We start from the raw sequence: 24812 nt of genomic DNA, 5'->3' as shown, positions 1-24812 counted from the left end.
TCGGCCAGGGCCCCGCGGACGTCGTCCGGCGGGGCCCTGCGTCTGCAAAGGAAACGTCAACTCCGGCCGCTCTGAGGAATCTTGGAGCCAATCGGTGTGTTGTTGTGATGTGCAGGACACCCCGACGGTCGGTGCTGCGTTGTACAACGTAAGCTGTACCGGTGCCGGAAAGCGGCAAGTGGGGCGATAATGCGCGACACCCTTCGCCGGGGCGGCCCCGCGCAGTACCGGGCGGCGTGTCCGAAATAGTGTGTATTGGGTCGGCAGTGTAGAACGGGAGATGTGACGGCAATGGCTACGGAAACTCCCCTGCTCACCGCAGCATGTGCCGTCCCCGCCCCGGGCAGCGCCCGATGACGGCCGCCGACACGGCGCCCGACCTGGAACGCGCCACGCTGGCCAAGGCCGCGAGCGAGAACTTCCCCGTCGCCCCCTTCTTTCTGCCCCGGGCCTGGCGCGACGACCTCATGGCCGTCTACGGCTTCGCCCGTCTCGTGGACGACATCGGCGACGGCGACCTCGCCCCCGGCGGAGCCGACGCCCGCATCCTCGGCGTGTCGGCCACCGAGGCCGAGGACCGGCTGGCCCTCCTCGACGCCTTCGAGGCCGACCTGCGCCGCGTCTTCGACGGCACCCCGCACCACCCGCTGCTGCGCCGCCTCCAGACCACCGTCCGCCGCCGCGCCCTCACCCCCGAACCGTTCCTCGGACTGATCGCCGCCAACCGCCAGGACCAGCTCGTCACCCGGTACGAGACCTACGACGACCTTCTGGCCTACTGCGAACTGTCCGCCAATCCCGTCGGCCGCCTCGTCCTCGCCGTCACCGGCACCTCGACCCCCGAGCGGATCCGGCTGTCCGACGCCATCTGCACGGCCCTCCAGATCGTGGAGCACCTCCAGGACGTCGCCGAGGACCTCGGCCGTGACCGGATCTACCTGCCCGCGCAGGACATGAAACGCTTCCACGTCCAGGAAACGGACCTCTCCGCGAAAACCGCGGGCGCATCGGTGCGCGCCCTGGTTGCATACGAAGCACAACGCGCCCGCGATCTGCTGGATGAGGGCGCCCCCCTGGTGGGTAGCGTCCACGGCAGGCTCAAGCTGCTGCTCGCGGGATTCGTGGCGGGGGGAAAGGCGGCGATCCGGGCGATCGCCGCCGCCGAATACGACGTACTTCCCGGCCCGCCCAAGCCCGGCACGGTCCAGTTGCTGCGCGAGGCGGGCGTGATCCTGCGAGGAGAGGGGTGATCCGGACCGTGGATTCTCCGCCGCACGTGTCCGCACCGGTACTCGCCGCCTACAGCTACTGCGAGGCCGTCACCGGGCAGCAGGCCCGTAACTTCGCGTACGGCATCCGGTTGCTGCCGAATGCAAAGCGCCGCGCCATGTCGGCGCTGTACGCGTTCTCCCGGCGCGTGGACGACATCGGCGACGGCGACCTGGCCGACGAGGTCAAGCTGGCCCGGCTGGAGGACACCCGGGCGCTGCTCACCCGGATCCGCGACGGCGAGGTCGAGGAGGACGACACCGACCCGGTGGCCGTCGCCCTCAGCCATGCCGCGCGCGCCTTCCCGATCCCGCTCGGCGGCCTGGACGAGCTGATCGACGGCGTCCAGATGGACGTGCGCGGGGAGACCTACGAGACCTGGGACGACCTGAAGGTCTACTGCCGGTGTGTCGCCGGTGCCATCGGACGCCTCTCGCTCGGCGTGTTCGGCACCGAACCCGGGGCCCGCGGCGCCGAACGCGCGGCCGAGTACGCCGACACGCTCGGCCTCGCTCTCCAGCTCACCAACATCCTGCGCGACGTCCGCGAGGACGCGACGGGCGGCCGTACCTATCTGCCCGCCGACGACCTCGCCAAGTTCGGCTGCTCGGCCGGATTCCACGGGCCGACCCCGCCGGACGGTTCGGACTTCGCCGGCCTCGTCCACTTCGAAGTGCGGCGCGCCCGGGCCCTGTTCGCCGAGGGCTACCGGCTGCTGCCCATGCTCGACCGGCGCAGCGGCGCCTGTGTGGCCGCGATGGCCGGCATCTACCGCCGGCTGCTGGACCGCATCGAGCGCGACCCGGAGGCCGTGCTGCGCGGCCGGGTCTCGCTGCCCGGACACGAGAAGGCCTACGTCGCCGTGCGCGGCCTGTCCGGACTCGACACCCGGCACGTGACCCGGCATGTCTCCCGGCGTGCCGTCAGGAGGCGCGTCTGATGGAGGTCACCGAACCAGACGGCATGCGACAGGCAACCCTCCGCTGCGGCGTGGCGTCCCTGACTGCGACGGCCGGGCGTGCACCGTTCAACCAGCACGCTCGGCACGCACGGAAGGACGCACGATGAGCGACGGCTCACCCCCCGCACCGGGGCACGCCGGCACCCCGCGGACGGCAGGCCGCACCGCGGTCGTGGTCGGTGGCGGACTCGCCGGCGTCACCGCGGCGCTCGCCCTCGCCGACGCGGGCATCCGGGTCACCCTGCTCGAAGGCAGGCCCAGGCTGGGCGGCCTCGCCTTCTCCTTCCAGCGCGGCGAACTGACCGTCGACAACGGCCAGCACGTCTACCTGCGTTGCTGTACCGCCTACCGCTGGTTCCTCGACCGGATCGAGGGCGCGGCGCTGGCACCGCTCCAGGACCGCCTGGACGTGCCCGTCGTCGACGTCACCAAGCCCGAGGGCCGGCGGCTCGGCAGACTGCGGCGCGACCCGCTGCCCGTCCCCCTCCACCTGGGGCGCAGCCTGGCCGCCTATCCGCACCTCTCGCTCGCCGAGCGTGCCGCGGTCGGGCGGGCCGCGCTCGCGCTGAAGGGGCTCGACCTCGGCGATCCGGCCCTGGACACCCAGGACTTCGGCAGCTGGCTGGCCGCGCACGGCCAGTCGGCACGCGCCGTCGAGGCCCTGTGGGACCTGGTCGGGGTCGCCACCCTCAACGCGGTCGCGGGCGACGCCTCGCTGGGGCTCGCCGCGATGGTGTTCAAGACCGGTCTGCTGTCCGACCCGGGCGCGGCCGACATCGGCTGGGCCCGCGTCCCGCTGGGCGAACTGCACGACCGGCTGACCCGCAAGGCGCTCGACTCCGCGGGCGTCCGTACCGAGGTCCGTACACGCGTCACCTCCGTCTCCAACAACGGGAACGGAGCCTGGAGCGTTCAGGTTCCCGGAGAGACGCTTTCCGCCGACGCGGTCGTCCTCGCCGTACCCCAGCGCGAAGCCCACGAACTGCTGCCGACCGGCGCCCTGGACGCGCCCGAGCGGCTGCTGGAGATCGGCACCGCGCCGATCCTCAACGTCCATGTCGTCTACGACCGCAAGGTGCTCGCGCGGCCCTTCTTCGCCGCCCTCGGCACCCCCGTCCAGTGGGTCTTCGACCGCACACACGCCTCCGGGCTCGGCGAGGGGCAGTACCTGGCGCTGTCCCAGTCGGCCGCGCAGGACGAGATCGACACGCCGGTCGCCGACCTCCGCGAGCGCTATCTGCCCGAGCTGGAACGGCTCATCCCGGGTACGCGCGCGGCCGAGGTGAAGGACTTCTTCGTGACCCGGGAGCGCACGGCCACGTTCGCCCCCGCCCCCGGCGTCGGGCGGCTGCGGCCCGGCGCCCGCACCAAGGCCCCCGGCCTCTACCTGGCCGGAGCGTGGACCGCCACCGGGTGGCCCGCGACCATGGAGAGTGCGGTCCGCAGTGGAGTGAGCGCGGCCGACGCCGCGCTCGGCGCCCTGGGCCGGCCCCGCCCCCGCCACCTCTTCGAGTTCGAGGAGGCGGCCTGATGTCCGATGGGCAGGCGGACGGCTCCCGCACCCCCGGTACCGCAACAAGAGGAGAGACTGTGCCCACTGTGCCCCCGGCCGCGACGCCCGCTCGGAGGCCCGCGGTGGACGTGACCGCGCTTCTGGAGCGCGGCCGGACCCTGGCCACGCCGGTGCTGCGCGCGGCCGTCGACCGCCTGGCGCCGCCCATGGACACCGTCGCCGCCTACCACTTCGGCTGGATCGACGCCGCCGGCAACCCCGCCGACGGCGACGGCGGCAAGGCCGTCCGCCCCGCGCTCGCCGTGCTCTCCGCCGAGGTCACCGGCGCCGCACCCGAGGTGGGCGTCCCGGGCGCGGTCGCCGTCGAACTCGTGCACAACTTCTCGCTGCTGCACGACGACCTGATGGACGGCGACGAGCAGCGCCGGCACCGCGACACCGTCTGGAAGGTGCACGGCCCCGCCCAGGCCATCCTGGTCGGTGACGCCCTGTTCGCCCTCGCCAACGAGGTCCTGCTGGAACTCGGCACCGTCGAGGCCGGCCGCGCCACCCGCCGGCTGACCACGGCCACCCGGGCCCTGATCGACGGTCAGGCCCAGGACATCTCCTACGAGCACCGCGACCGCGTGAGCGTCGAGGAATGCCTGGAGATGGAGGGCAACAAGACCGGCGCCCTGCTCGCCTGCGCCTCCTCCATCGGCGCGGTCCTCGGCGGCGCGGACGACGCCACCGCCGACGCGCTGGAGCGGTACGGCTACCACCTCGGCCTCGCCTTCCAGGCCGTGGACGACCTGCTCGGTATCTGGGGCGACCCGGAGGCCACCGGCAAGCAGACCTGGAGCGACCTGCGCCAGCGCAAGAAGTCCCTGCCGGTGGTGGCCGCGCTCGCGGCCGGCGGCTCCGCCTCCGAGCGGCTCGGCGAGATCCTCGCGGCCGACGCCAAGAGCAGCGACTTCGACACCTTCTCCGAGGAGGAGTTCGCGGCCCGCGCCGCCCTCATCGAGGAGGCCGGCGGCCGTGAGTGGACGGCCGAGGAAGCGCGCCGTCAGCACACCATCGCCATCGAAGCCCTCGACGCCGTCGACATGCCCGACCGGGTGCGGGACTCCTTCACGGCGCTCGCCGACTTCGTCGTCGTACGAAAGAGATGATCCCTATCGGCTCGATTCGCCGCGCGTAGTCGCCGGCCGGTGTCACACGACCCAGGACACCGGCCGACGGCGGACCCACAGCAGCACGACTCGCACGACTGCACGAAGGGGAAGCCATGACAGCGACGACCGACGGAAGCACCGGGGCGACCTTGCCGTCCCGAGCTGCCGCGGCCAGCGACACCACCCTCATCACCATCCCCGAGGCGGCCGGGGTACAAGAAGCCGCCGCACGCGCCGCACGGCGCGCCACCGACTTCCTGCTCGCCGGCCAGGACGCCGAGGGCTGGTGGAAGGGCGACCTGGAGACCAACGTCACCATGGACGCCGAGGACCTGCTGCTCCGTCAGTTCCTGGGCATCCTGGACGAGGAGACCACCCAGGCCGCCGCGAAGTTCATCCGCGGCGAGCAGCGCGAGGACGGCACCTGGGCCACCTTCTACGGCGGGCCCGGCGAGCTGTCCACCACCATTGAGGCATACGTCGCCCTGCGGCTGGCCGGCGACGCGCCTGAGGCACCTCACATGGCCCTGGCCGCCGCCTGGATCCGCGAGCGCGGCGGTATCGCCGCCGCCAGGGTCTTCACCCGGATCTGGCTCGCGCTGTTCGGCTGGTGGAAGTGGGAGGACCTGCCCGAACTCCCGCCGGAGCTGATCTACTTCCCCTCCTGGATGCCGCTCAACATCTACGACTTCGGCTGCTGGGCCCGGCAGACCATCGTCCCGCTCACCATCGTCTCGGCCAAGCGCCCGGTGCGCCCCGCGCCCTTCCCGCTGGACGAGCTGCACACCGACCCCGCCCAGCCCAACCCGCCGAAGCCGCCCGCCCCGCTGGCCAGTTGGGACGGCGCCTTCCAGCGCCTGGACAAGGCGCTGCACCAGCTGCGCAAGGTCGCCCCGCGCAGACTGCGCCGGGCCGCGATGAACTCCGCCGCCCGCTGGATCATCGAGCGACAGGAGAACGACGGCTGCTGGGGCGGTATCCAGCCCCCGGCCGTGTACTCGATCATCGCCCTGCACCTGCTCGGCTACGACCTCCAGCACCCGGTGATGCGCGAGGGCCTCGCCTCGCTGGACCGTTTCGCCGTCTGGCGCGAGGACGGCGCCCGGATGATCGAGGCCTGCCAGTCCCCGGTGTGGGACACCTGTCTCGCCACCATCGCCCTCGTGGACGCCGGTCTGCCCGTCGACCATCCGCAACTGGTCAAGGCGGCCGACTGGATGCTCGGCGAGGAGATCGTCCGGCCCGGCGACTGGGCCGTGAAGCGTCCGCACCTTCCGCCGGGTGGCTGGGCGTTCGAGTTCCACAACGACAACTACCCGGACATCGACGACACCGCCGAGGTCGCCCTCGCGCTGCGCCGGGTGCGGCACCACGACCCCGAGCGCGTGGACCGGGCGATCGGCCGGGCCGTCCGCTGGAACCTGGGCATGCAGTCGAAGAACGGCGCCTGGGGCGCCTTCGACGTCGACAACACCAGCCCGTTCCCGAACCGGCTGCCCTTCTGCGACTTCGGCGAGGTCATCGACCCGCCGTCCGCGGACGTCACCGCGCACGTCGTGGAGATGCTCGCAGCAGAGGGCCTGGCCAACGACCCGCGCACCCGGCGCGGCATCGACTGGCTGCTGGCCGAACAGGAGCCGGACGGCTCGTGGTTCGGCCGCTGGGGCGTCAACTACATCTACGGCACCGGTTCCGTGGTGCCCGCGCTGACCGCGGCCGGCATGCCCGGCTCGCACCCGGCGATCCGGCGGGCCGTGGCCTGGCTGGAGAGCGTCCAGAACGACGACGGCGGCTGGGGCGAGGACCTGCGCTCCTACAAGTACGCCAAGGAGTGGAGCGGCCGCGGCGCCTCCACCGCCTCGCAGACCGCGTGGGCGCTGATGGCGCTGCTCGCGGCCGGGGAGAAGGGCTCCAGGGCCGTGGAGCGCGGCGTCACATGGCTGGCCGAGACCCAGCGGGAGGACGGCACCTGGGACGAGCCGTACTTCACCGGCACCGGCTTCCCCTGGGACTTCTCCATCAACTACCACCTGTACCGGCAGGTGTTCCCGCTCACCGCGCTCGGCCGGTACCTGCACGGCGACCCCTTCGAGCGGAAGCTGCTCGCCCCGGCCGAGAAGGCCGCCGCGCGGGCCACGGGGAGCTGAATTGAGCAACCAGCCCGTCCCGGCCCCGCTGCTGATCGCCTGCGCGCTCGGCATCGAGCACCTCGCCCTGCGCACCGGCGACCGCAGCGGTGCCGGCGGGCCGGTGACGTTCCTCCGTACGGGCATGGGCCCCCGCGCGGCGGAACGCTCCGTCACCCGGCACCTCGCCGGTCCGGCGGCGGCCGGGGCGGCCGTCCTGGCCACCGGCTTCTGCGCCGGGCTCGCCCCCGGGATGCACCCCGGCGATCTGGTCGTCGCCGAGGAGACCCGGGACCCGCGCGGGACCGTCCCGTGCGTGGGCACCGAACTGCTGGTCAAGGAACTCGCGCGCCTGCTGCCCGGGCGCACGGTGCACACCGGCCCGCTCACCGGCTCCGACCACGTCGTCCGGGGGCCCGAACGGACCGATCTGCGCGCCACCGGCGCGATCGCGGTCGACATGGAGTCCGCGGCCACGCTTCTGACCGCCGTCCGCACCGGCGAGCGCCCGGTTTCGGCTGTCCGGGTGGTCGTGGACGCCCCGGAACACGAGCTCGTCCGGATCGGCACGGTGCGCGGTGGAATATCGGCTTTCCGCGTTCTTCGTTCCATCCTTCCTGCATTTTTCGAATGGCACCGTTCTTTGCTGCTCCCCCGGAGGTGAGCCAGATGGCCATGCCGTTGCGCCAGTCCATCAAGGTCGCTACATACCTGGCTGAACAGAAGCTGCGCAGGCGGGACAAGTTTCCGCTCATCGTCGAGCTGGAACCGCTCTTCGCCTGCAATCTGAAGTGCGAGGGCTGCGGCAAGATCCAGCATCCGGCCGGTGTGCTCAAGCAGCGCATGCCGGTCGCCCAGGCCGTGGGAGCGGTGCTGGAATCCGGTGCGCCCATGGTGTCCATCGCCGGTGGCGAACCGTTGATGCACCCTCAGATCGACGAGATCGTGCGGCAGTTGGTGGCCAAGAGGAAGTACGTCTTCCTGTGCACCAACGCCCTGCTGCTGCGCAAGAAGATCGACAAGTTCACGCCCTCGCCCTACTTCGCGTTCGCCGTGCACATCGACGGGCTGCGCGAGCGGCACGACGAGTCCGTTGCGAAGGAGGGGGTCTTCGACGAGGCGGTGGAGGCCATCAAGGAGGCCAAGCGGCGCGGCTTCCGGGTGACCACCAACTCCACCTTCTTCAACACCGACACCCCGCAGACCATCATCGAGGTGCTCAACTTCCTCAACGACGACCTCAAGGTCGACGAGATGATGATCTCGCCCGCCTACGCCTACGAGAAGGCGCCCGACCAGGAGCACTTCCTCGGCGTCGAGCAGACCCGTGAACTGTTCAAGAAGGCCTTCGCGGGCGGCAACCGCAGGAAGTGGCGGCTCAACCACTCCCCGCTCTTCCTGGACTTCCTGGAGGGCAAGGTCGACTTCCCGTGCACCGCGTGGGCGATCCCGAACTACTCGCTCTTCGGCTGGCAGCGCCCCTGCTACCTGATGAGCGACGGGTACGTGCCGACGTACCGCGAGCTCATCGAGAAGACCGACTGGGACAAGTACGGCCGCGGCAAGGACCCGCGCTGCGCCAACTGCATGGCGCACTGCGGCTACGAGCCGACCGCCGTCCTCGCCACCATGGGCTCCCTGAAGGAGTCGCTGCGGGCCATGCGCGAGACCGTCTCCGGAAACCGGGAGTGAGGCCATGACCGCCGTGCCCCTGGGCGTTCCCGAGGTACCGGCCCGTCCGGTCGCGCCGCGGCGGCGGTCGCGGCAGATCCACGTCGGGCCGGTGGCGGTCGGGGGCGGAGCCCCGGTGTCGGTGCAGTCGATGACCACGACCCGCACGTCGGACGTCGGCGCCACCCTCCAGCAGATCGCCGAACTCACGGCGTCCGGCTGCCAGATCGTCCGCGTCGCCTGTCCCACGCAGGACGACGCGGACGCCCTCGCGACCGTCGCCCGCAAGTCGCAGATCCCGGTGATCGCGGACATCCACTTCCAGCCGAAGTACGTGTTCGCGGCCATCGAGGCCGGCTGTGCGGCGGTCCGCGTGAACCCCGGCAACATCAAGAAGTTCGACGACCAGGTGAAGGAGATCGCGCGGGCCGCCAAGGACCACGGCACGCCGGTCCGGATCGGCGTCAACGCGGGTTCCCTGGACCGGCGGCTGCTGAAGAAGTACGGCAAGGCGACCCCGGAGGCGCTGGTCGAGTCGGCGCTGTGGGAGGCGTCGCTCTTCGAGGAGCACGACTTCCGGGACATCAAGATCTCGGTCAAGCACAACGACCCGGTCGTGATGATCGAGGCCTACCGGCAGCTCGCCGAGCAGTGCGACTACCCCCTGCACCTGGGGGTCACGGAGGCGGGACCGGCCTTCCAGGGCACGATCAAGTCGGCCGTCGCCTTCGGTGCCCTGCTCTCCCGGGGCATCGGCGACACCATCCGCGTGTCGCTGAGCGCGCCGCCGGCCGAGGAGGTCAAGGTCGGCATCCAGATCCTGGAATCCCTGGGCCTGCGGCAGCGGCGGCTGGAGATCGTCTCGTGTCCGTCCTGCGGCCGGGCCCAGGTGGACGTGTACAAGCTCGCCGAGGAGGTCACCGCGGGCCTGGACGGCATGGACGTACCGCTGCGGGTCGCGGTGATGGGGTGTGTGGTCAACGGTCCGGGCGAGGCCCGCGAGGCCGACCTCGGGGTTGCCTCGGGCAACGGCAAGGGGCAGATCTTCGTCAAGGGCGAGGTCGTCAAGACCGTCCCCGAGTCGAAGATCGTGGAGACCCTCATCGAGGAGGCCATGAAGCTCGCCGAGCGGACGAGCTCCCCGGACCAAGTGAGTTGAGGCAAGGCACGGACCGAGAGGGGGCCCAGCGTGACGATTCTGGAGAGCATTCGGGGACCACGCGACCTGAAGGCGCTGTCCGAGGCGCAACTCGGCGAACTGTCCGAGGAGATACGTGAGTTCCTGGTACAGGCGGTGTCGAGGACCGGCGGTCACCTCGGCCCCAACCTGGGCGTGGTGGAACTGTCCATCGCGCTCCACCGGGTCTTCGAGTCACCGGTCGACCGCATCCTGTGGGACACCGGCCACCAGAGCTATGTGCACAAACTGCTGACCGGCCGTCAGGACTTTTCGAAGCTGCGCGGCAAGGGCGGCCTGTCCGGCTACCCCTCGCGCGAGGAGTCCGAGCACGACGTCATCGAGAACAGCCACGCCTCCACCGCCCTCGGCTGGGCGGACGGCCTCGCCAAGGCCCGTCAGGTGCAGGGCGAGACCGGCCATGTGGTCGCGGTCATCGGTGACGGCGCGCTGACCGGCGGCATGGCCTGGGAGGCGCTGAACAACATCGCCGCCGCCAAGGACCGGCCGCTGATCATCGTCGTCAACGACAACGAACGCTCGTACGCGCCCACCATCGGCGGCCTCGCCGACCACCTCGCCACCCTGCGCACGACCGACGGCTACGAGAAGGTCCTCGCCTGGGGCAAGGACGTGCTCCAGCGCACTCCGGTCGTCGGCAACACGCTCTACGAGTCCCTGCACGGCGCGAAGAAGGGCTTCAAGGACGCCTTCGCCCCGCAGGGCATGTTCGAGGACCTGGGCCTGAAGTACCTCGGCCCGATCGACGGCCACGACCTCGAGGCCGTCGAGTCGGCCCTGCACCGTGCGAAGCGCTTCCACGGTCCGGTCCTGGTCCACTGCCTCACCGAGAAGGGCCGCGGCTACGAGCCGGCCCTCGCGCACGAGGAGGACCACTTCCACACCGTCGGCGTGATGGACCCGCTCACCTGCGAGCCGCTCGCCCCGTCCAAGGGGCCCTCCTGGACGTCGGTCTTCGGCGACGAGATCGTGAGGATCGGGGAGCAGCGCGAGGACGTCGTCGCGATCACGGCGGCCATGCTGCACCCGGTCGGCCTCGGCCGGTTCGCCGAGCGCTTCCCGGACCGGGTCTGGGACGTGGGCATCGCCGAGCAGCACGCGGCCGTGTCGGCGGCCGGGCTCGCCACCGGCGGGCTGCACCCGGTCGTCGCCGTCTACGCCACCTTCCTCAACCGCGCCTTCGACCAGCTGCTGATGGACGTCGCCCTGCACCGTTGCGGGGTCACCTTCGTCCTGGACCGGGCCGGCGTCACCGGCGTGGACGGGGCCTCCCACAACGGCATGTGGGACATGTCGATCCTCCAGGTCGTCCCCGGGCTGCGGATCGCCGCACCGCGCGACGCCGACCAGCTGCGCGCCCAGCTGCGCGAGGCGGTCGCCGTGGACGACGCGCCCACCCTGGTCCGCTTCCCGAAGGAGTCCGTCGGTCCGAGGATCCCGGCGCTCGACCGGGTCGGCGGCATGGACGTCCTGCACCGCGCCGAACGCCCCGAGGTGCTGCTGGTGGCCGTCGGCGTGATGGCACCGGTGTGCCTCCAGGCCGCCGAGCTGCTCGAAGCCCGCGGCATCGGCTGCACGGTGGTGGACCCGCGGTGGGTCAAGCCGGTCGACCCCGCGCTGCCCGGCCTCGCGGCCGCCCACCGCCTGGTGGCCGTGGTCGAGGACAACAGCCGCGCCGGGGGCGTCGGTTCGGCCGTGGCCCTGGCCCTCGGGGACGCCGACGTGGACGTGCCGGTACGGCGGTTCGGCATCCCGGAGCAGTTCCTCGCCCACGCCAAGCGCAGCGAGGTGCTGGCCGACATCGGCCTCACGCCCGTCGAGATCGCCGGGCGGATCAGCGCGAGCCTCGCGGTGCGGGACGCCGAGAGCGCGGAAGGAAGTGCCGAGGAAGGCCGTACAGCGTCTGCGGCGCCGTCGGGGCCGGTCGCGCCCACGCGGCGGTAGCCGCACATCGACATGGCCCCCGCCCCTTCGGGGCGCCGACAAGGAGAGTGAATGACCACCGAGTTCGACCTCGGCGCCCTGCTCGCCGAGCGCGGCGCCGAACGCTACGGGCTGCACGCGAAGTACCTCAACCCGCAGCTCCCGCGCATGCTGCACACCATCGGCTTCGACAAGGTCTACGAACGGGCCGAGGGAGCGCACTTCTTCGACAAGGACGGCAACGACTACCTGGACATGCTCGCCGGGTTCGGGGTGATGGGTCTGGGACGCCATCACCCGGTCGTCCGCAAGGCGCTGCACGACGTCCTGGACCTGAGCCTCGCCGACCTCACCCGCTTCGACTGCCAGCCGCTGCCCGGCCTGCTCGCCGAACGGCTGCTCGCGCACAGCCCGCACCTGGACCGGGTGTTCTTCGGCAACAGTGGCACGGAGGCGGTCGAGACGGCCCTGAAGTTCGCCCGGTACGCCACCGGCAGGCCCCGCGTCCTCTACTGCGATCACGCCTTCCACGGCCTGACCACCGGCTCGCTGTCGGTCAACGGCGAGACCGGCTTCCGCGACGGCTTCGCCCCGCTGCTGCCCGACACCGCCGTACCGCTCGGCGATCTGGACGCGCTGGCGCGGGAGTTGAAGAAGGGCGACGTGGCCGCGCTGATCGTGGAACCGATCCAGGGCAAGGGCGTGCACGAGGCACCGCCCGGTTACCTGCGGGCCGCCCAGGAGCTGCTGCACAAGCACAAGGCGCTGCTCATCGCCGACGAGGTGCAGACCGGCCTCGGCCGTACCGGCGACTTCTACGCCTACCAGCACGAGGACGGCGTCGAACCGGACCTGGTGTGCGTGGCCAAGGCCCTCTCCGGCGGCTATGTGCCCGTCGGCGCCACCCTCGGCAAGGACTGGATCTTCAAGAAGGTCTACTCGTCCATGGACCGGGTGCTGGTGCACTCGGCGAGCTTCGGCTCCAACGCGCAGGCGATGGCGGCCGGCCTCGCGGTGCTGTCGGTCATGGAGAACGAGCAGATCGTCGCCGGGGTGCGCAGGAGCGGGGAACTGCTCAAGTCCCGGCTCACCGCGCTGATCGACACATACGAGCTGCTCGCCGACGTCCGCGGCCGGGGCCTGATGATCGGCATCGAGTTCGGCCGGCCGTCCTCGCTGAAGCTGCGCAGCCGCTGGACCATGCTCCAGGCGGCCCGCAAGGGCCTGTTCGCCCAGATGGTCGTCGTACCGCTGCTCCAGCGGCACCGGATCCTCACCCAGGTCTCCGGTGACCACCTGGAGGTGATCAAACTCATCCCGCCGCTGGTCATCGACGAGGCCGACGTGGACCGGTTCGTGGACGCCTTCACCGCGGTGATGGACGACGCGCACGGCGGGGGCGGCCTGATGTGGGACTTCGGCAAGACCCTGATCAAGCAGGCGGTGGCGAACCGCTGACCGTGGTCGTTCACAGCGTCAGGACGAGGACGAAGGGGTAGCCCAGTCCGATCGTGCCCAGCAGGGCTCCCGTCACCGCGGTCCACAGCCGGCCGACGCCACGGACGGCGTGGTGGACGCCCATCAGGCCGAAGGTGACGGCGAGCCCGCCGGCGATGAGCATCACGGGCAGCAGGCCGAGCGTGAGCGTCGGCCAGACGCCCGCCGCGGCCACGATCCCGAGGACGAGTGCGGTGGGACCGAGGGCACCGGCGGGTGTGTCGGCTCGGTCGGGCGTGGTGTGCGCAGGCATGAGACCCCCTTATTTGAACGTGTTCAAATCCTGGTCGTGATCGTAGCAGGGGGCGGCGAAGGGCGCAGGAGCGGTGTCGCGCAGCGAAGAGCGCGGGATCCGGCCGGGCCCGGGTGGGCCGGGTTTGCCTCTGAGGCAAGAAAATTGCCGTACAGGCAAGGATCCGGCTCAATGGAGGCATGAACGCCTCAGACGCCGCGCCGTCGCCGGCTCCGGACGACGCGCTGCCCGCCGTCGCGCCGCAGTTGCGCGCCCTGCGCCGGCGCGCCGGCCTCACGCTGGAGGCCGCGGCCCGCACGGCCGGGCTCTCCCCGGCCCATCTCTCCCGTCTGGAGACAGGGCAGCGTCAGCCGTCGCTGCCGATGCTGCTCGCGCTCGCCCGTGTCTACGGTACGACCGTCTCGGAGCTGCTCGGCGAGACGGTCGCCGACCGGGACGCGATCGTGCGGGCCGCCGACATGGAGCCGACCCGGGTGGGCGGGTGGACGTACGTCCAGGCCGGGGCGCCCGGCCGTGGCATGCAGGCCCTGCGGGTGCGCGTGCCGTACGGCTCGCAGGGCGACATCGTGCGCGTCCATCCCGGCGAGGAGTGGCTCTACGTCCTCAAGGGGCGCCTGCGTCTGCGGCTCGGCGACACCGCGCACCTGCTCGGGCCCGGTGACAGCGCGCACTTCGACTCGCTCACCCCGCACCGCCTCGCCGCCGAGGACCACGACGGCGTGGAGCTGCTGTTCGTCCACACCCTGCTCCAGAGCCCCACGGCCACGCTGTGCCTGGGCCCGCTGAACGGAGAGCTGCCATGAGCGACTTCGAGACCAAGTTCCCCCGCTCCCTGTGGATCCGGCTGATCATCTACATCGCCCTCGGCCACGTCCTGGCCGCGTTCCTCTACCTGCTGTTCGCGGTGGGCGGCAAGGGCTGACGCGGCCGGACGGGGTGGCAGGATGTGCGGATGCCCGTGCCCCCTGACCCGCCCGGCTCACCGGTGCCGGTCGTCCCCGCCGCCGGCCGGCGACCGGCCGAGGAACAGGACGGGTCGAACGTCATGTGCAGACCGGCGAGCGCCGGGCCCGGGCGGAGGTTCTCCTCGACGATCCGTTCCAGTGGCCGGACAGCTCGATCGGGGCAGCCTGGACGGGCTGCTGACAGGCTCTCGGGTCAGTCCAGCAGGCGTTCGCGCAGCCGCTCCCGGGAGGCGGGGGAGAGGCCGAGGCCCTGGGTCAGGTAGGTGTCGACGCCGCCCCAGGTCTCCTCGATGCTCGCGAACGCCGCCTCCAGGTACTCGACGCGCGCGTCGAAGAGCGGGTCGAGCAGCTCCATCACCTCGGGGGTGTAGGCGGTCTCGGCGCTGCCGCTGCGACGGACCTTGTAGCGGCGGTGCTTGGCGTTGGACTCCAGGTAGTCGGCGACGATCGCCTCGCGCTCCACGCCGAGGGCGAGAAGTGTCACGGCTATCGAGATGCCCGCACGGTCCTTGCCGGCCGCGCAGTGCATCAGCGCGGGCACGCTGTCCCCGGCGAGCGCGTGCAGCACCCGCGAGTGCTCGGCGGTGCGCTGCCTGATGATCTGCCGGTACGAGGCGATCATCCGGGCCGCGCCCTTGCCGTCGTCCAGGATTGAGCGCAGCTGGTCCAGGTCGCCGTCGCGGACCATCTTCCAGAACTCCGCGCCGTCCGCCGGGTCGCTCAGCGGCAGGTTCACATTCCGCACGCCGGGCAGCTCGACGTCCGGGCCCTCCAGCCTCTGGTCGGCGGCGTTGCGGAAGTCGAAGATCGTGTGCAGGTCCAGGGAGGCGAGGAAGGCCGCGTCCTGCGCGGTGGCGTGCGCGAGGTGGCCGCTGCGGAACAGCACTCCGTGGCGCACCCGCCGCCCGTCCACGGTCGGTAGTCCGCCCACATCGCGGAAATTGCGCACTCCGGCCAGCTCGGGCTCGGTCGACGGGACCTGCTGCGTCACGGGGGCTCCTCCCGGTCGGTTGCGTCGGCGCGGCTCGCCGACGGGCGCTCAGTCGACCATACGGCATCGATTTCCTCGGGCAATGAGTTGTCCACAGGCATTGTCAGGGGGTCCGCAGCCCTCGATGATGTTGGCACTTGAGCGGATCTGTTGGCACCTGTGAGGTCTCGATGGTGGACATCGCCGAAGACGGTCGTACCTGGCTCCTGTCGGGGCCCACCAGCAGCTATGCCCTGCATCTCACCGAGGCGGACGAACTGCTGCACCTCCATTGGGGTCCGCGGATCGCGCTCGCGGACGCCGAGGCCCTGGCAGCGCACCCGCTGCCCGGCTACCGGCCCTTCGAATCCCCCCTCGACGGCCGCGAGGAGTACCCCGTCGAGGGCGGAACCCGCTTCGTCCGCCCCGCCCTGTCCGTCCGCACCGAGGAGCGGCGCGGCACCGAGTGGCGCTTCGTGTCGTACGACACCGAGAGCGGGGCGGAGGGACTGCGGCTGCGCTTCGACGACGACGGTGCCGCGATCACGCTGCACTACCGGATGCGCGGGGATGTGGTCGAGCGCTGGGCGACCGTCGAGAACGGCGGACACACGCGCGTGGAGCTGCTGCGGGCCGACGCGGCCACCTGGACCCTGCCCGACCGCGAGGGCTGGCGGCTGTCCCAGCTGCACGGCCGGTGGGCCGCCGAGTCCCGGCTCACCACCGCTCCCCTCACCTACGGCGAGAAGATCATCGGCAGCCGCCGCGGCCACACGGGCCACCAGCACCTGCCCTGGGTCGCCCTGGACACCGACGCCACCGAGGAGCGCGGCGAGGTCTACGGCTGCGCGCTCGGCTGGTCCGGTTCGTGGCGGATCGCCGTCGCCCAACTCCCGGACGCACGCGTGCAGATCACCGGAGGCGCCGGCTATGACGACTCCGGCCTGCTGCTCCTCGACCCGGGGGAGTCCTACACCAGCCCCGTCTTCGCCGGCCTGTGGAGCGACGGCGGCTTCGGCGGCGCGAGCCGCACCTGGCACGCCTACCAGCGGGCGCACGTCATCCCGGACGCGGAGCGGGACCGGCCCGTGCTGTTCAACTCCTGGGAGGCGACGTACTTCGACATCTCCGAGGAGCAGCAGGCCGCCCTCGCTCGCCGGGCCGCCGAGATCGGTGTGGAGCTGTTCGTGGTGGACGACGGCTGGTTCGGCGCCCGCACCAGCGACCGCGCCGGCCTCGGTGACTGGACGCCCAACCCCGACCGCTTCCCGCACGGGCTCAAGCCCCTCGCCGACCAGGTGCACGGCCTGGGCATGCAGTTCGGCATCTGGGTAGAGCCCGAAATGGTCAACCCGGACAGCGACCTGTACCGCGCCCATCCCGACTGGGTGCAGTACCAACCGGGACGAAGGAGGTCGGAGCTACGCAATCAGCTCGTCCTCAACCTCGCCCGTGAGGACGTGCAGGAGTACCTGTGGGGGCAGCTGGACGCGCTGCTCTCCAGCGCCCCGATCGACTATGTGAAGTGGGACTTCAACCGCTGTTTCACCGACGCCGGCTGGCCCGGTGAGCCGTACCCGCAGCGCCTGTGGGTGGACCACGTCCGCGCCCTGTACACCCTGCTGGACCGGCTGCGCGCCGCACACCCCGGGGTTGCCTTCGAGTCCTGCTCGGGCGGTGGCGGCCGGATCGACCTCGGCGTGATGAGCCGCACCGACCAGGTGTGGACCTCCGACAACACCGACCCGCTGGACCGGCTCGCCATCCAGCACGGCTTCACGCAGATCCACCCCGCGCGCGTGATGGCGGCCTGGGTCACCGACAGCCCGAACACCCAGCTCAACGGCCGGGTCAGCACGCTGCGCTTCCGCTTCGTGAGCGCGATGGCGGGCGTCCTCGGCGTCGGCGGCGACCTCACCGAGTGGACGGCCGAGGAACTGGCCGAGGCCCGGCGGTGGGTGGAGCTCTACAAGGAGATCCGGCCGATCGTGCAACGCGGGGAGCTGTACCGGCTGCGGCCCCCGACGGGCGGCTTCAGCGCCGTGCAGTACATGCGGGGGGAGGAGGCCGTGGTCCTCGCCTGGCTCCAGGCGCAGAGCTACGGCGAGCCGGTGCCGGCGGTGCGGCTGCGCGGACTCGACCCGACGGCGTCGTACGAATGCCGCGAAACGGGCGAAGTGTACCGAGGTGTGGTCCTGCTGCATCACGGACTGCGTACAGGACTCAAGGGTGACCTGGATGCGACGGTTCTCCGACTCCGCCGCATCTGAGCCGTCTGTCTGAATTGCTGCCTTCGGACCAACTGGCTGGGAAATAGGGCGTCGTGGCGGAAGGTCGCGTGAGCAGCGTCATATCCGTGACCGAGCGTCGCGCGTCATGTCCACGTAATAAGCCCACGGAAAAGGGAAATCAGACGGTGGACGGTGCGGGAATTCACGCTGGGTGACCATGAATTCCCGTAACCGATCACCCGAAACCCGAACAACGGGAACCTGCTGCTTGTTTCCGTACGTCTTGCTCGCTTACGTTCGCCACCAATCCGGACGGAACGCCGAATCCTGCCGCCGCCCGGAGTCCCCACATCCATGACCCGCGTTCGGCAGGAGCGGGGGACCCACCAGGTACGACTGCCTGTCCCGGTCTCCGCGACAGGCTAGGGGTGCAGCCGTGCGCGCACGGCCGGGCAGCTCCAGCCCGAACCCGACAGCTGACCTCGCAGGCGCCGGAGAGGAATGCGCCATGCCCGCGAAGGGTAAGCACCGACGTCCCAAGACCCCGCGTTTTTCCCGCTCCATCGCCGTCGCCGGAACCGGTGGCGCCGCCTTGGCCCTTCCGCTTCTCGGGGCCACCGGAGCGCACGCGGCCACCCCCGCGCAGGCGGTTACCGGAAAGGCCGTGCAGTCCCTTCCGGGCACGGTGAAGAAGGCCACCGCGCAGACGAATGCGACGGTGCGCACCTACACGGTGAAGTCCGGCGACTGCCTGGCGGCGATCGCCGACCAGCAGCACGTCGGCGGTGGCTGGCAGCGGCTCTACGACGACAACCGGCAGGCCATCGGCGACAACCCCGGGCTGATCCACCCGGGCCTCGAGCTGACGCTCGGCAAGAAGGCCGCGCCGGCCCGCACCGAGTCCGCCGCCCCGAAGCCCTCGGCCGCCCCGAAGTCCTCGCCCGCCCCGAAGTCCGCGTCCGCGCCCAAGTCCCCGGCGGCCAAGCCGGCCGCCGTCACCGCGCAGACCGCCGCCACCGGCTACACCCTCCCGGTGGCCGGCGCCACCATCGGCACCGCCTACCACGTGGCCGGCAGCATGTGGTCCAGCGGCTACCACACCGGCGTCGACTTCGTCGTACCCACCGGCACCTCCCTCAAGGCCGTCGCCGCGGGCACCGTCGTCTCCGCCGGCTGGGGCGGCGCGTACGGCAACCAGGTCGTCATCAAGCTGAACGACGGCTACTACGCCCAGTACGCCCACCTCTCGCAGCTCTCCGTCTCGGCCGGCCAGACCGTGACCGCGGGCCAGCAGATCGGCCTGTCCGGCGCCACCGGCAACGTGACCGGCCCGCACCTGCACTTCGAGATCCGCACCACGCCGGACTACGGCTCCGACATCGACCCGGTGGGCTACCTCCGCCAGCACGGCGTCGCCGTCGGCTGACGCCCGCTCGCTTCACCACCTGCCTGACACGCCGCCGAAGGCCGGACCCCGATCCCCGGGTCCGGCCTTCGGTGTGCCGACAGCCGTATTCCTGAATTGCAAATTCTTTAAGAGTGTCTCATCTCACCGTTCGTCAACCCCGCCTTACGGTCGCGTAAGTCACATCCGAAGGTGAATCATGGTCCGACGTGGCAGACGATTCGAAGAATGACAACAGATCAGTGATCGGGTCGTACGTGGCGGTGGGGGACAGCTTCACCGAGGGCGTCGGCGACCCCGGGCCCGACGGGGCGTTCGTGGGCTGGGCCGACCGGTTCGCGGTACTGCTCGCCGACCTCCGCCCCGAAGGCGACTTCCAATACACCAACCTCGCCGTGCGCGGGAAGCTGCTGGACCAGATCGTGGCCGACCAGGTCCCGCAGGCCGTCGACATGGCCCCCGACCTCGTGTCCTTCTGCGCGGGCGGCAACGACATCATCCGCCCGGGCACCGACCCCGACGAGGTGGCCGAACGCTTCGAGCGCGCCGTGGCCCGGCTGACCGAGGCCGCGGGCACGGTGATGGTGACGACCGGCTTCGACACCCGCGGCGTCCCCCTCCTCAAGCATCTGCGCGGCAAGATCGCCACCTACAACGGGCACGTCCGCGCCATCGCCGACCGGTACGGCTGCCCCGTGCTCGACCTGTGGTCCCTCAAGTCCGTGCAGGACCGCAGGGCCTGGGACAGCGACCGGCTGCACCTCTCGCCCGAGGGGCACACGCGGGTGGCGCTGCGGGCCGGGCAGGTTCTCGGCCTGGACGTCCCGGCCGACCCGGAGCAGCCGTGGCCGCCGCTGCCGCCCCGGGGCACCCTGGACGTCCGCCGCGACGACGTCCAGTGGGCCCGCGAGTACCTCGTCCCGTGGATCGGGCGCCGGCTGCGCGGCGAGTCCTCCGGGGACCACGTGACCGCGAAGGGCACGTTGTCGCCGGACGACATCAAGATGCGGATCGCCTCCGTGGCCTGACGCCCCGCCGTCCGCGCCCCGGACCGCGCACGCGCGCGATCCGGGGCGCACACGCGCGCGTGCTCAGCGCTCCCGCTCGGTCAACGCCGTCCGGTCCAGGCCCAGTTCCCGGGCGAGGGCGTCGTCCACCCACTCCTGCGCCCGGGACCGCGGCACCGCGCCCGGGTACGACGTGAGCTGCACCGCCAGCCCGTCCAGCAGCGCGGTCAGCCGCAGCGCCGCACCCGAAGGGTCCGCGCACACGAACTCGCCGGCCGCCACGCCCTCGGCGATGACCTCCGCGATCGCCGCCTTCCACTGCCGGTCCAGCCCCCGGCTGACCTCCCGCAGGGCGGGCTCGCGCAGGGCCACGGCCCAGCCCTCGATCCACAGCCGCCAGCCCTTGGCCTGCCCGGTCGGCGCGTACCAGCGCACCGCGGCCCGCAGTCGGCGCAGCGCGGTGGTCCGCCGCCCCAACAGCCTGCGCAGGTGCGCGAGGTCGTCCTCGGCCGCGTACGCGAACGCGGCGGCGACCAGCTTCTCCTTCGTCGAGAAGTGGTACAGCACCAGCGCGTTGCTCACACCGAGGGCCGAGGCCACGTCGGCGATCCTGACCGCCGCCACGCCCCGCGCCTCGATCTGCTCGATGGCGGCCCGCAGCAGTTCCTGCCGCCGCTCCGCCACGCTCAACCGCACTCTCGCCACGCGGTCACCCTAGTCGCTGCACCCGGTGCCACCGAAGTCGTGCGCCGGCCCCACGTCACACACACCCGCGCCGACCGCCGGCCCGGGCGGGCGGGGCCGCGGCCGGAGCGAGCGGAGCGCGCCCGGTCACCGGTACCACCCGAAGCGTTCCGCGATCACCGGCAGCCGGTCGGTCACCAGGGCGTGCGCCGCCGCCCGCGGGGTCGTACCGTCGGCCTCCGCCCGGTCGAGCACCAGGCCGACCAGGGCGCGCATGGAGCGCCGGAGGTACCCGAACGCCTCCTCGGCGTCCGCGCCGATGTCGCCGAACAGGGTCCACCACCACCAGGCGTTCGTCCCGGAGTTGACCACCACGTCCGGCAACACCGTCACCCCGCGCGCGGCCAGCAGCGCCTCCGCCTCGGGTACGACGGGCATGTTGGCGGCCTCGACGATCCAACGGGCCCGGATCCGCTCCTGGTTCCCGCGGTCGACCGCGTACGACACGGCGGCCGGCACCAGCACCTCCGCCTCCGCGGACAGCCAGGCGTCGCCGGGCAGTTCGCGGTCGCCGGGGCCCAGCACACCGCGGTCGAGGGTGCCGTAGCCGTCCCGCGCCGCCAGCAGCGCCTCGACGTCGAGCCCCGCCGGGTTGGCGATGGTGCCCTTGATGTCGGCGACGGCCACCACCGTCAGGCCGGCGCGCGCGAGGAAGCGCGCGGTGGCCCCGCCCATCGTGCCGAGACCCTGCACGGCGACCCGCGTGCCCGCGTACGGCACCGCCGCCCGGTCCAGGGCCGCCAGTACCGACTCGGCGACCCCGCAGCCCCCGGCCAGCTCGTCCAGGCCGATGCCGTCCACCTCCACCGCGAAGGCGTCCGCGAGCCGCTGCCGGGCCGCCGACTCGTCGTCGAGCAGCGGATACACCGCCTGGACGGAGGAGACCAGGCCCGCCTCGGCCGCCGCGCGGTCCACCAGCTCCTGGGTGAGGCCCAGATCCTCGCCGGTGGTCCAGAAGCTCTCGATGTACGGCCGCATCGCGCGCAGATACCGGACGAGGAGCCCGTAGGCCCCCGGGTCCCGCGGGTCGCAGTCGATGCCGCCCTTCGCGCCGCCGAGCGGGATGTAGCGGCCCGCGGGGTTGTAGTGCAGGGCCTCCTTCATCGTCATGCCGCGGGCGAGTCCGGCCACCTCCTCCAGCGTGCAGCCGGGCCGCATGCGCAGCCCGCCACTGGCCACGCCCCGCACCAGCCGGTCCACGACCAGGAAGCCGTGGCGGCCGGTGACGTGGTCGGTCCAGACGAGCGACATCAGGGGGGCGGTCATGGGGTCTCCCGGGAGGTGATCACTGAGTCGCGCGTCAGTGTTCGGGGCGGGTGCGGCCTGCGTCAACGTGCTGAGTCGCTGTTCAGCAAGGTGTGCCGGGCGCCGGCCTGCGACTCCCGCGGCACCGGACTGTCGGAGGGGCCGACCATAATGGAGGACCTCAGCGACTCCACCTGGAGGTACCGTGACCGGTTTGCGTTCCCAGAGCTTCGGGCTCGGCGTGTTGCGGCCCGAGGCCTTCGGCGCCGAACCGGACGGTGAGCGCCTCGCTCGCATCCGCCGCTCGCCGCACTTCAAGGACGGCGTCTTCCAGAACCCCGGCGGCCACGCGCGGACCCGGCCCACCGCCTCGACGCTGGACCTCGCCAAGGTGTTCCTCGACAAGGACACCCGGCCCCTGCGCGCGCCCAAGGGCACCGTCCCGGTGCACCCCACGACCTTCGCCGATCTGGCCCAGCCGGCCGCCGGCGGACTGCGGCTGACCTGGATGGGCCACTCCAGTGTGCTCGCCGAGATCGACGGCCACCGGGTCCTGTTCGACCCGGTGTGGGGCGAGCGCTGCTCACCGTTCCCCTTCGCCGGGCCCAGGCGGCTGCACCCGGTGCCGCTGCCGCTGGCCGCGCTCGGCCCGGTCGACGTCGTCGTCATCTCGCACGACCACTACGACCACCTGGACCTGCCCACCGTCAAGGCGCTGGCCGGCACGGACACCCTGTTCGCCGTGCCGCTCGGCGTCGGCGCCCACCTCGAACGCTGGGGCGTCTCCGCGGACCGGCTGCGCGAGCTGGACTGGCACGAGTCCACCCGGGTCGGCGGGCTCACCCTCACCGCCACCCCGGCCCGCCACTTCTGCGGCCGGGGCCTGCGCAACACCCAGCACACCCTCTGGGCGTCCTGGGCCGTGGCCGGCGAGGAGCACCGGATCTACCACAGCGGTGACACCGGGTACTTCGAGGGCTTCAAGGACATCGGCGCCGCGCACGGGCCGTTCGACACCACAATGATCCAGATCGGGGCGTACAGCGAGTTCTGGCCCGACATCCACATGACCCCGGACGAGGGTCTGCGCGCCCACCTCGACCTTCAGGGCGGAGCGCCGCACGGCGTGCTGCTGCCGATCCACTGGGGCACCTTCAATCTCGCCCCGCACCCGTGGGCCGAGCCGGGGGAGTGGACGAAGGAGGCCGCCGAGGAGGCCGGCCAGGCGGTGGCCCTGCCCCGGCCGGGCGAGCCCTTCGAAGCTGCCGGCAAGCTGCCGGCCGAGGCGTGGTGGCGGGGCGTGTCCGGTGACGTCCGGCGGACCTGGCGCGCGGTCGGCGCCCTGGTCGCCGAGCCGCCCGCGCGCGGCCATGCCAGGCGCATGGGCTGATGCCGGCGGGGACCCGGCCTGCCGTCCACCCAGGCCGCCGGGGCTCCTGAAAGGCTCCGTTTTCGCGAACAAAACGTACGATTGTGAATGAAACGTACGATGTAGACGGAGCCCGGCCATGGCAGAGCGCGGCAGAGCGGAACGGCGGCGGCGTCTCAGCCGCCCCGTGGTGCTGGCCGCCGCCTTCACCCTCGTGGACCGGGAGGGGCTGCCGGCCCTGACCATGCGCCACCTCGCGGCCGACCTGGGTGTGGAACCGATGGCCCTCTACCGGTACACCGACGGCAAGGAAGGGCTCCTCGACGGCTTGGTGGAGGCGTTCTTCGCCGAGGTCAACGAACGGCTGCGCACCTCGGTCGAGCAGGTCCGCGCCGACTCCGATGCCCAGCCCGCGGAACCGCACTGGCGGACCGAACTGCGCCGTATCGCGCGGGCGTTCGCCGGCGCCGTACACGCCCATCCCGAAGTCCTGCCCGTGGTGGCAGCCCGCCCGCTCGCCGTGCCCGTGGTTCGGCGGCCCGAGCCCTGGCTCCAGCTCACCGAGCACATGTTCGCCGTTCTCGCCCGCGCCGGCTTCGACGACCCCACCGCGTTGACGATCTACCGCACCTTCGTGTCCTGGACCCTCGGCTGTCTGCTCGTCGACAAGCGCCAGGTCGTGGACAACCCGGACGAGCCGGACCCCATGCTGCGCCTCGGCCTGCACCGGCTGTCCGCCGCCGACTACCCACGGCTGCGCGCCCTCGTCCCGCACTTCGCCGACTACGACGACGAACGCGAACTGACCGACGGCCTCGACAGCCTGCTGAACCGCCTGCCCGAGGCGCCTCTTGACGCGTTCTACGGGCGCGACGCACCCTGAGAGTACGGCGTACACATCGGTCATATAGCTCTGAACCAGTCAAGACTTTGCGTGTATCGCAGACTCGCGCCGCCGGTCCGGCCTGAGGCGCCCCCCGACGGTGCCGGAAGAAGCCGTCATGTCCAGCACTTCGCAGTCCGTCCTGCGCGTGATCGTCACCGCCCGGGATGTCGAAACCCTGCGCGCACTTCTGCGCGACGCCCGGCCCGACATCGGCGGGCTCGCCCGCCGTGCCGACGACGGCAGTTGCTCCGTCGAAGCCTATGTGTCCCCCGAGCAGGCCGAGGCGCTCAAGCGTGACGGAGTGTCCGTCACCACGATCGAGGACGCCACGGCCGTGGGCCGGGCCCGCCAGGCCGAGGTCGGCCACGGCGACCGGTTCGCCCCCGCCGACGCGGTGCCCCACGGACTGGCCGACAAGGTCTAGG

23 protein-coding genes and 1 riboswitch are annotated in these 24812 nt (G+C 71.7%); of the genes, 19 read left to right on the top strand and 4 right to left on the bottom strand.

Features of this window, described 5'->3' with window-relative positions:
* Window positions 1-353: 353 nt before the first annotated feature.
* The 11 genes from hpnC to ACZ7DL_RS27005 all read left to right on the top strand — a co-directional run bounded on the left by hpnC (window position 354) and on the right by ACZ7DL_RS27005 (window position 13273).
* Window positions 354-1250 (top strand): squalene synthase HpnC, encoded by an 897-nt coding sequence (gene hpnC / locus ACZ7DL_RS27055; RefSeq protein ID WP_470777863.1) that lies wholly within the window; start codon window positions 354-356, stop codon window positions 1248-1250.
* Complete coding sequence (gene hpnD / locus ACZ7DL_RS27050) at window positions 1247-2209, top strand: presqualene diphosphate synthase HpnD (protein ID WP_470777861.1); 963 nt, start codon at window positions 1247-1249, stop codon at window positions 2207-2209. The genes hpnC and hpnD overlap by 4 nt, the downstream gene beginning before the upstream one ends.
* Window positions 2209-2337, top strand: coding sequence for a DUF6380 family protein (locus ACZ7DL_RS27045; RefSeq protein WP_470777859.1), 129 nt, complete (start codon window positions 2209-2211; stop codon window positions 2335-2337). Before hpnD ends, ACZ7DL_RS27045 begins: the two co-directional genes overlap by 1 nt.
* Entirely contained in the window at window positions 2334-3761 is a 1428-nt protein-coding gene (gene hpnE, locus ACZ7DL_RS27040) for a hydroxysqualene dehydroxylase HpnE (protein WP_470777857.1), read from the top strand. The genes ACZ7DL_RS27045 and hpnE overlap by 4 nt, the downstream gene beginning before the upstream one ends.
* A 68-nt stretch (window positions 3762-3829) precedes the next feature.
* Window positions 3830-4894, top strand: coding sequence for a polyprenyl synthetase family protein (locus ACZ7DL_RS27035; protein ID WP_470777963.1), 1065 nt, complete (start codon window positions 3830-3832; stop codon window positions 4892-4894).
* Between the two features lie 116 nt (window positions 4895-5010).
* Window positions 5011-7044 carry a squalene--hopene cyclase gene (gene shc / locus ACZ7DL_RS27030; protein ID WP_470777856.1) on the top strand — a complete coding sequence of 678 codons (2034 nt, stop codon included), beginning with the start codon at window positions 5011-5013 and terminating at the stop codon, window positions 7042-7044.
* Between the two features lies 1 nt (window position 7045).
* Complete coding sequence (locus ACZ7DL_RS27025) at window positions 7046-7687, top strand: phosphorylase family protein (RefSeq protein WP_470777854.1); 642 nt, start codon at window positions 7046-7048, stop codon at window positions 7685-7687.
* A 5-nt stretch (window positions 7688-7692) separates the two neighbouring features.
* Window positions 7693-8715: an adenosyl-hopene transferase HpnH gene (gene hpnH, locus ACZ7DL_RS27020; protein ID WP_470777852.1), complete on the top strand. Its 1023-nt coding sequence runs from the start codon at window positions 7693-7695 to the stop codon at window positions 8713-8715.
* A 4-nt stretch (window positions 8716-8719) separates the two neighbouring features.
* The gene (ispG, locus tag ACZ7DL_RS27015; protein ID WP_470777850.1) at window positions 8720-9853 is read left to right on the top strand and encodes a flavodoxin-dependent (E)-4-hydroxy-3-methylbut-2-enyl-diphosphate synthase; all 1134 of its coding nucleotides are present in this window, start codon (window positions 8720-8722) and stop codon (window positions 9851-9853) included.
* Between the two features lie 30 nt (window positions 9854-9883).
* Window positions 9884-11836 carry a 1-deoxy-D-xylulose-5-phosphate synthase gene (dxs, locus tag ACZ7DL_RS27010; RefSeq protein ID WP_470777848.1) on the top strand — a complete coding sequence of 651 codons (1953 nt, stop codon included), beginning with the start codon at window positions 9884-9886 and terminating at the stop codon, window positions 11834-11836.
* Window positions 11837-11887: 51 nt separating this feature from the next.
* Window positions 11888-13273, top strand: a complete 1386-nt coding sequence (locus ACZ7DL_RS27005) for an aspartate aminotransferase family protein (RefSeq protein ID WP_470777846.1) — start codon at window positions 11888-11890, stop codon at window positions 13271-13273.
* A gap of 10 nt (window positions 13274-13283) precedes the next feature.
* Here the strand turns inward: ACZ7DL_RS27005 and ACZ7DL_RS27000 are convergent, their stop codons facing one another.
* Window positions 13284-13565 (bottom strand): hypothetical protein, encoded by a 282-nt coding sequence (locus ACZ7DL_RS27000; RefSeq protein ID WP_470777845.1) that lies wholly within the window; start codon window positions 13563-13565, stop codon window positions 13284-13286.
* A gap of 179 nt (window positions 13566-13744) precedes the next feature.
* Between ACZ7DL_RS27000 and ACZ7DL_RS26995 the strand changes: the two genes are divergently transcribed.
* Window positions 13745-14368, top strand: a complete 624-nt coding sequence (locus tag ACZ7DL_RS26995) for a helix-turn-helix domain-containing protein (protein WP_470777843.1) — start codon at window positions 13745-13747, stop codon at window positions 14366-14368.
* Entirely contained in the window at window positions 14365-14487 is a 123-nt protein-coding gene (locus tag ACZ7DL_RS26990) for a DUF6126 family protein (RefSeq protein ID WP_037656302.1), read from the top strand. Before ACZ7DL_RS26995 ends, ACZ7DL_RS26990 begins: the two co-directional genes overlap by 4 nt.
* A 236-nt stretch (window positions 14488-14723) precedes the next feature.
* On the opposite strand, the gene ACZ7DL_RS26985 is transcribed toward ACZ7DL_RS26990, so the two are convergent.
* On the bottom strand, window positions 14724-15521 hold the full coding sequence (locus tag ACZ7DL_RS26985) for a tyrosine-protein phosphatase (protein WP_470777841.1): 798 nt from the start codon (window positions 15519-15521) through the stop codon (window positions 14724-14726).
* Window positions 15522-15691: 170 nt separating this feature from the next.
* Here ACZ7DL_RS26985 and ACZ7DL_RS26980 point away from each other — a divergent pair, with 170 nt between their 5' ends.
* The 3 genes from ACZ7DL_RS26980 to ACZ7DL_RS26970 all read left to right on the top strand — a co-directional run bounded on the left by ACZ7DL_RS26980 (window position 15692) and on the right by ACZ7DL_RS26970 (window position 20164).
* On the top strand, window positions 15692-17770 hold the full coding sequence (locus ACZ7DL_RS26980) for an alpha-galactosidase (protein WP_470777961.1): 2079 nt from the start codon (window positions 15692-15694) through the stop codon (window positions 17768-17770).
* 308 nt (window positions 17771-18078) lie between these two features.
* Window positions 18079-18235, top strand: a riboswitch (cyclic di-AMP (ydaO/yuaA leader).
* Between the two features lie 4 nt (window positions 18236-18239).
* Window positions 18240-19157 (top strand): M23 family metallopeptidase, encoded by a 918-nt coding sequence (locus ACZ7DL_RS26975; RefSeq protein ID WP_470777839.1) that lies wholly within the window; start codon window positions 18240-18242, stop codon window positions 19155-19157.
* 221 nt (window positions 19158-19378) lie between these two features.
* On the top strand, window positions 19379-20164 hold the full coding sequence (locus ACZ7DL_RS26970; protein ID WP_470777959.1) for an SGNH/GDSL hydrolase family protein: 786 nt from the start codon (window positions 19379-19381) through the stop codon (window positions 20162-20164).
* A gap of 63 nt (window positions 20165-20227) precedes the next feature.
* Here ACZ7DL_RS26970 and ACZ7DL_RS26965 read toward each other — a convergent pair whose 3' ends face one another.
* Together ACZ7DL_RS26965 and ACZ7DL_RS26960 are read right to left on the bottom strand one after the other, a co-directional pair.
* Window positions 20228-20848 carry a TetR/AcrR family transcriptional regulator gene (locus ACZ7DL_RS26965; RefSeq protein ID WP_470777837.1) on the bottom strand — a complete coding sequence of 207 codons (621 nt, stop codon included), beginning with the start codon at window positions 20846-20848 and terminating at the stop codon, window positions 20228-20230.
* Between the two features lie 126 nt (window positions 20849-20974).
* Window positions 20975-22153: a glutamate dehydrogenase gene (locus ACZ7DL_RS26960; protein WP_470777835.1), complete on the bottom strand. Its 1179-nt coding sequence runs from the start codon at window positions 22151-22153 to the stop codon at window positions 20975-20977.
* A gap of 184 nt (window positions 22154-22337) precedes the next feature.
* Between ACZ7DL_RS26960 and ACZ7DL_RS26955 the strand changes: the two genes are divergently transcribed.
* The 3 genes from ACZ7DL_RS26955 to ACZ7DL_RS26945 all read left to right on the top strand — a co-directional run bounded on the left by ACZ7DL_RS26955 (window position 22338) and on the right by ACZ7DL_RS26945 (window position 24811).
* Window positions 22338-23522 carry an MBL fold metallo-hydrolase gene (locus ACZ7DL_RS26955; protein ID WP_470777833.1) on the top strand — a complete coding sequence of 395 codons (1185 nt, stop codon included), beginning with the start codon at window positions 22338-22340 and terminating at the stop codon, window positions 23520-23522.
* A 118-nt stretch (window positions 23523-23640) separates the two neighbouring features.
* Window positions 23641-24384, top strand: a complete 744-nt coding sequence (locus ACZ7DL_RS26950) for a TetR/AcrR family transcriptional regulator (RefSeq protein ID WP_470777831.1) — start codon at window positions 23641-23643, stop codon at window positions 24382-24384.
* Between the two features lie 118 nt (window positions 24385-24502).
* On the top strand, window positions 24503-24811 hold the full coding sequence (locus tag ACZ7DL_RS26945; protein ID WP_470777829.1) for a hypothetical protein: 309 nt from the start codon (window positions 24503-24505) through the stop codon (window positions 24809-24811).
* Window position 24812 lies beyond the last annotated feature (1 nt).

The sequence above is a fragment of the Streptomyces sp. NPDC036984 genome (genome assembly GCF_055607665.1).
Note: the sequence above shows the minus strand (reverse complement) of the source record. Positions and strands in the feature narration are given on the sequence as shown.

Coding starts and splice junctions, on each gene's coding strand:
- hpnC (WP_470777863.1), top strand. CDS start 354: ATGACGGCCGCCGACACGGCGCCCGACCTGGAACGCGCCACGCTGGCC.
- ACZ7DL_RS27045 (WP_470777859.1), top strand. CDS start 2,209: ATGGAGGTCACCGAACCAGACGGCATGCGACAGGCAACCCTCCGCTGC.
- hpnE (WP_470777857.1), top strand. CDS start 2,334: ATGAGCGACGGCTCACCCCCCGCACCGGGGCACGCCGGCACCCCGCGG.
- shc (WP_470777856.1), top strand. CDS start 5,011: ATGACAGCGACGACCGACGGAAGCACCGGGGCGACCTTGCCGTCCCGA.
- hpnH (WP_470777852.1), top strand. CDS start 7,693: ATGGCCATGCCGTTGCGCCAGTCCATCAAGGTCGCTACATACCTGGCT.
- ispG (WP_470777850.1), top strand. CDS start 8,720: ATGACCGCCGTGCCCCTGGGCGTTCCCGAGGTACCGGCCCGTCCGGTC.
- ACZ7DL_RS27005 (WP_470777846.1), top strand. CDS start 11,888: ATGACCACCGAGTTCGACCTCGGCGCCCTGCTCGCCGAGCGCGGCGCC.
- ACZ7DL_RS27000 (WP_470777845.1), bottom strand. CDS start 13,565: ATGCCTGCGCACACCACGCCCGACCGAGCCGACACACCCGCCGGTGCC.
- ACZ7DL_RS26995 (WP_470777843.1), top strand. CDS start 13,745: ATGAACGCCTCAGACGCCGCGCCGTCGCCGGCTCCGGACGACGCGCTG.
- ACZ7DL_RS26990 (WP_037656302.1), top strand. CDS start 14,365: ATGAGCGACTTCGAGACCAAGTTCCCCCGCTCCCTGTGGATCCGGCTG.
- ACZ7DL_RS26980 (WP_470777961.1), top strand. CDS start 15,692: ATGGTGGACATCGCCGAAGACGGTCGTACCTGGCTCCTGTCGGGGCCC.
- ACZ7DL_RS26975 (WP_470777839.1), top strand. CDS start 18,240: ATGCCCGCGAAGGGTAAGCACCGACGTCCCAAGACCCCGCGTTTTTCC.
- ACZ7DL_RS26960 (WP_470777835.1), bottom strand. CDS start 22,153: ATGACCGCCCCCCTGATGTCGCTCGTCTGGACCGACCACGTCACCGGC.
- ACZ7DL_RS26950 (WP_470777831.1), top strand. CDS start 23,641: ATGGCAGAGCGCGGCAGAGCGGAACGGCGGCGGCGTCTCAGCCGCCCC.
- ACZ7DL_RS26945 (WP_470777829.1), top strand. CDS start 24,503: ATGTCCAGCACTTCGCAGTCCGTCCTGCGCGTGATCGTCACCGCCCGG.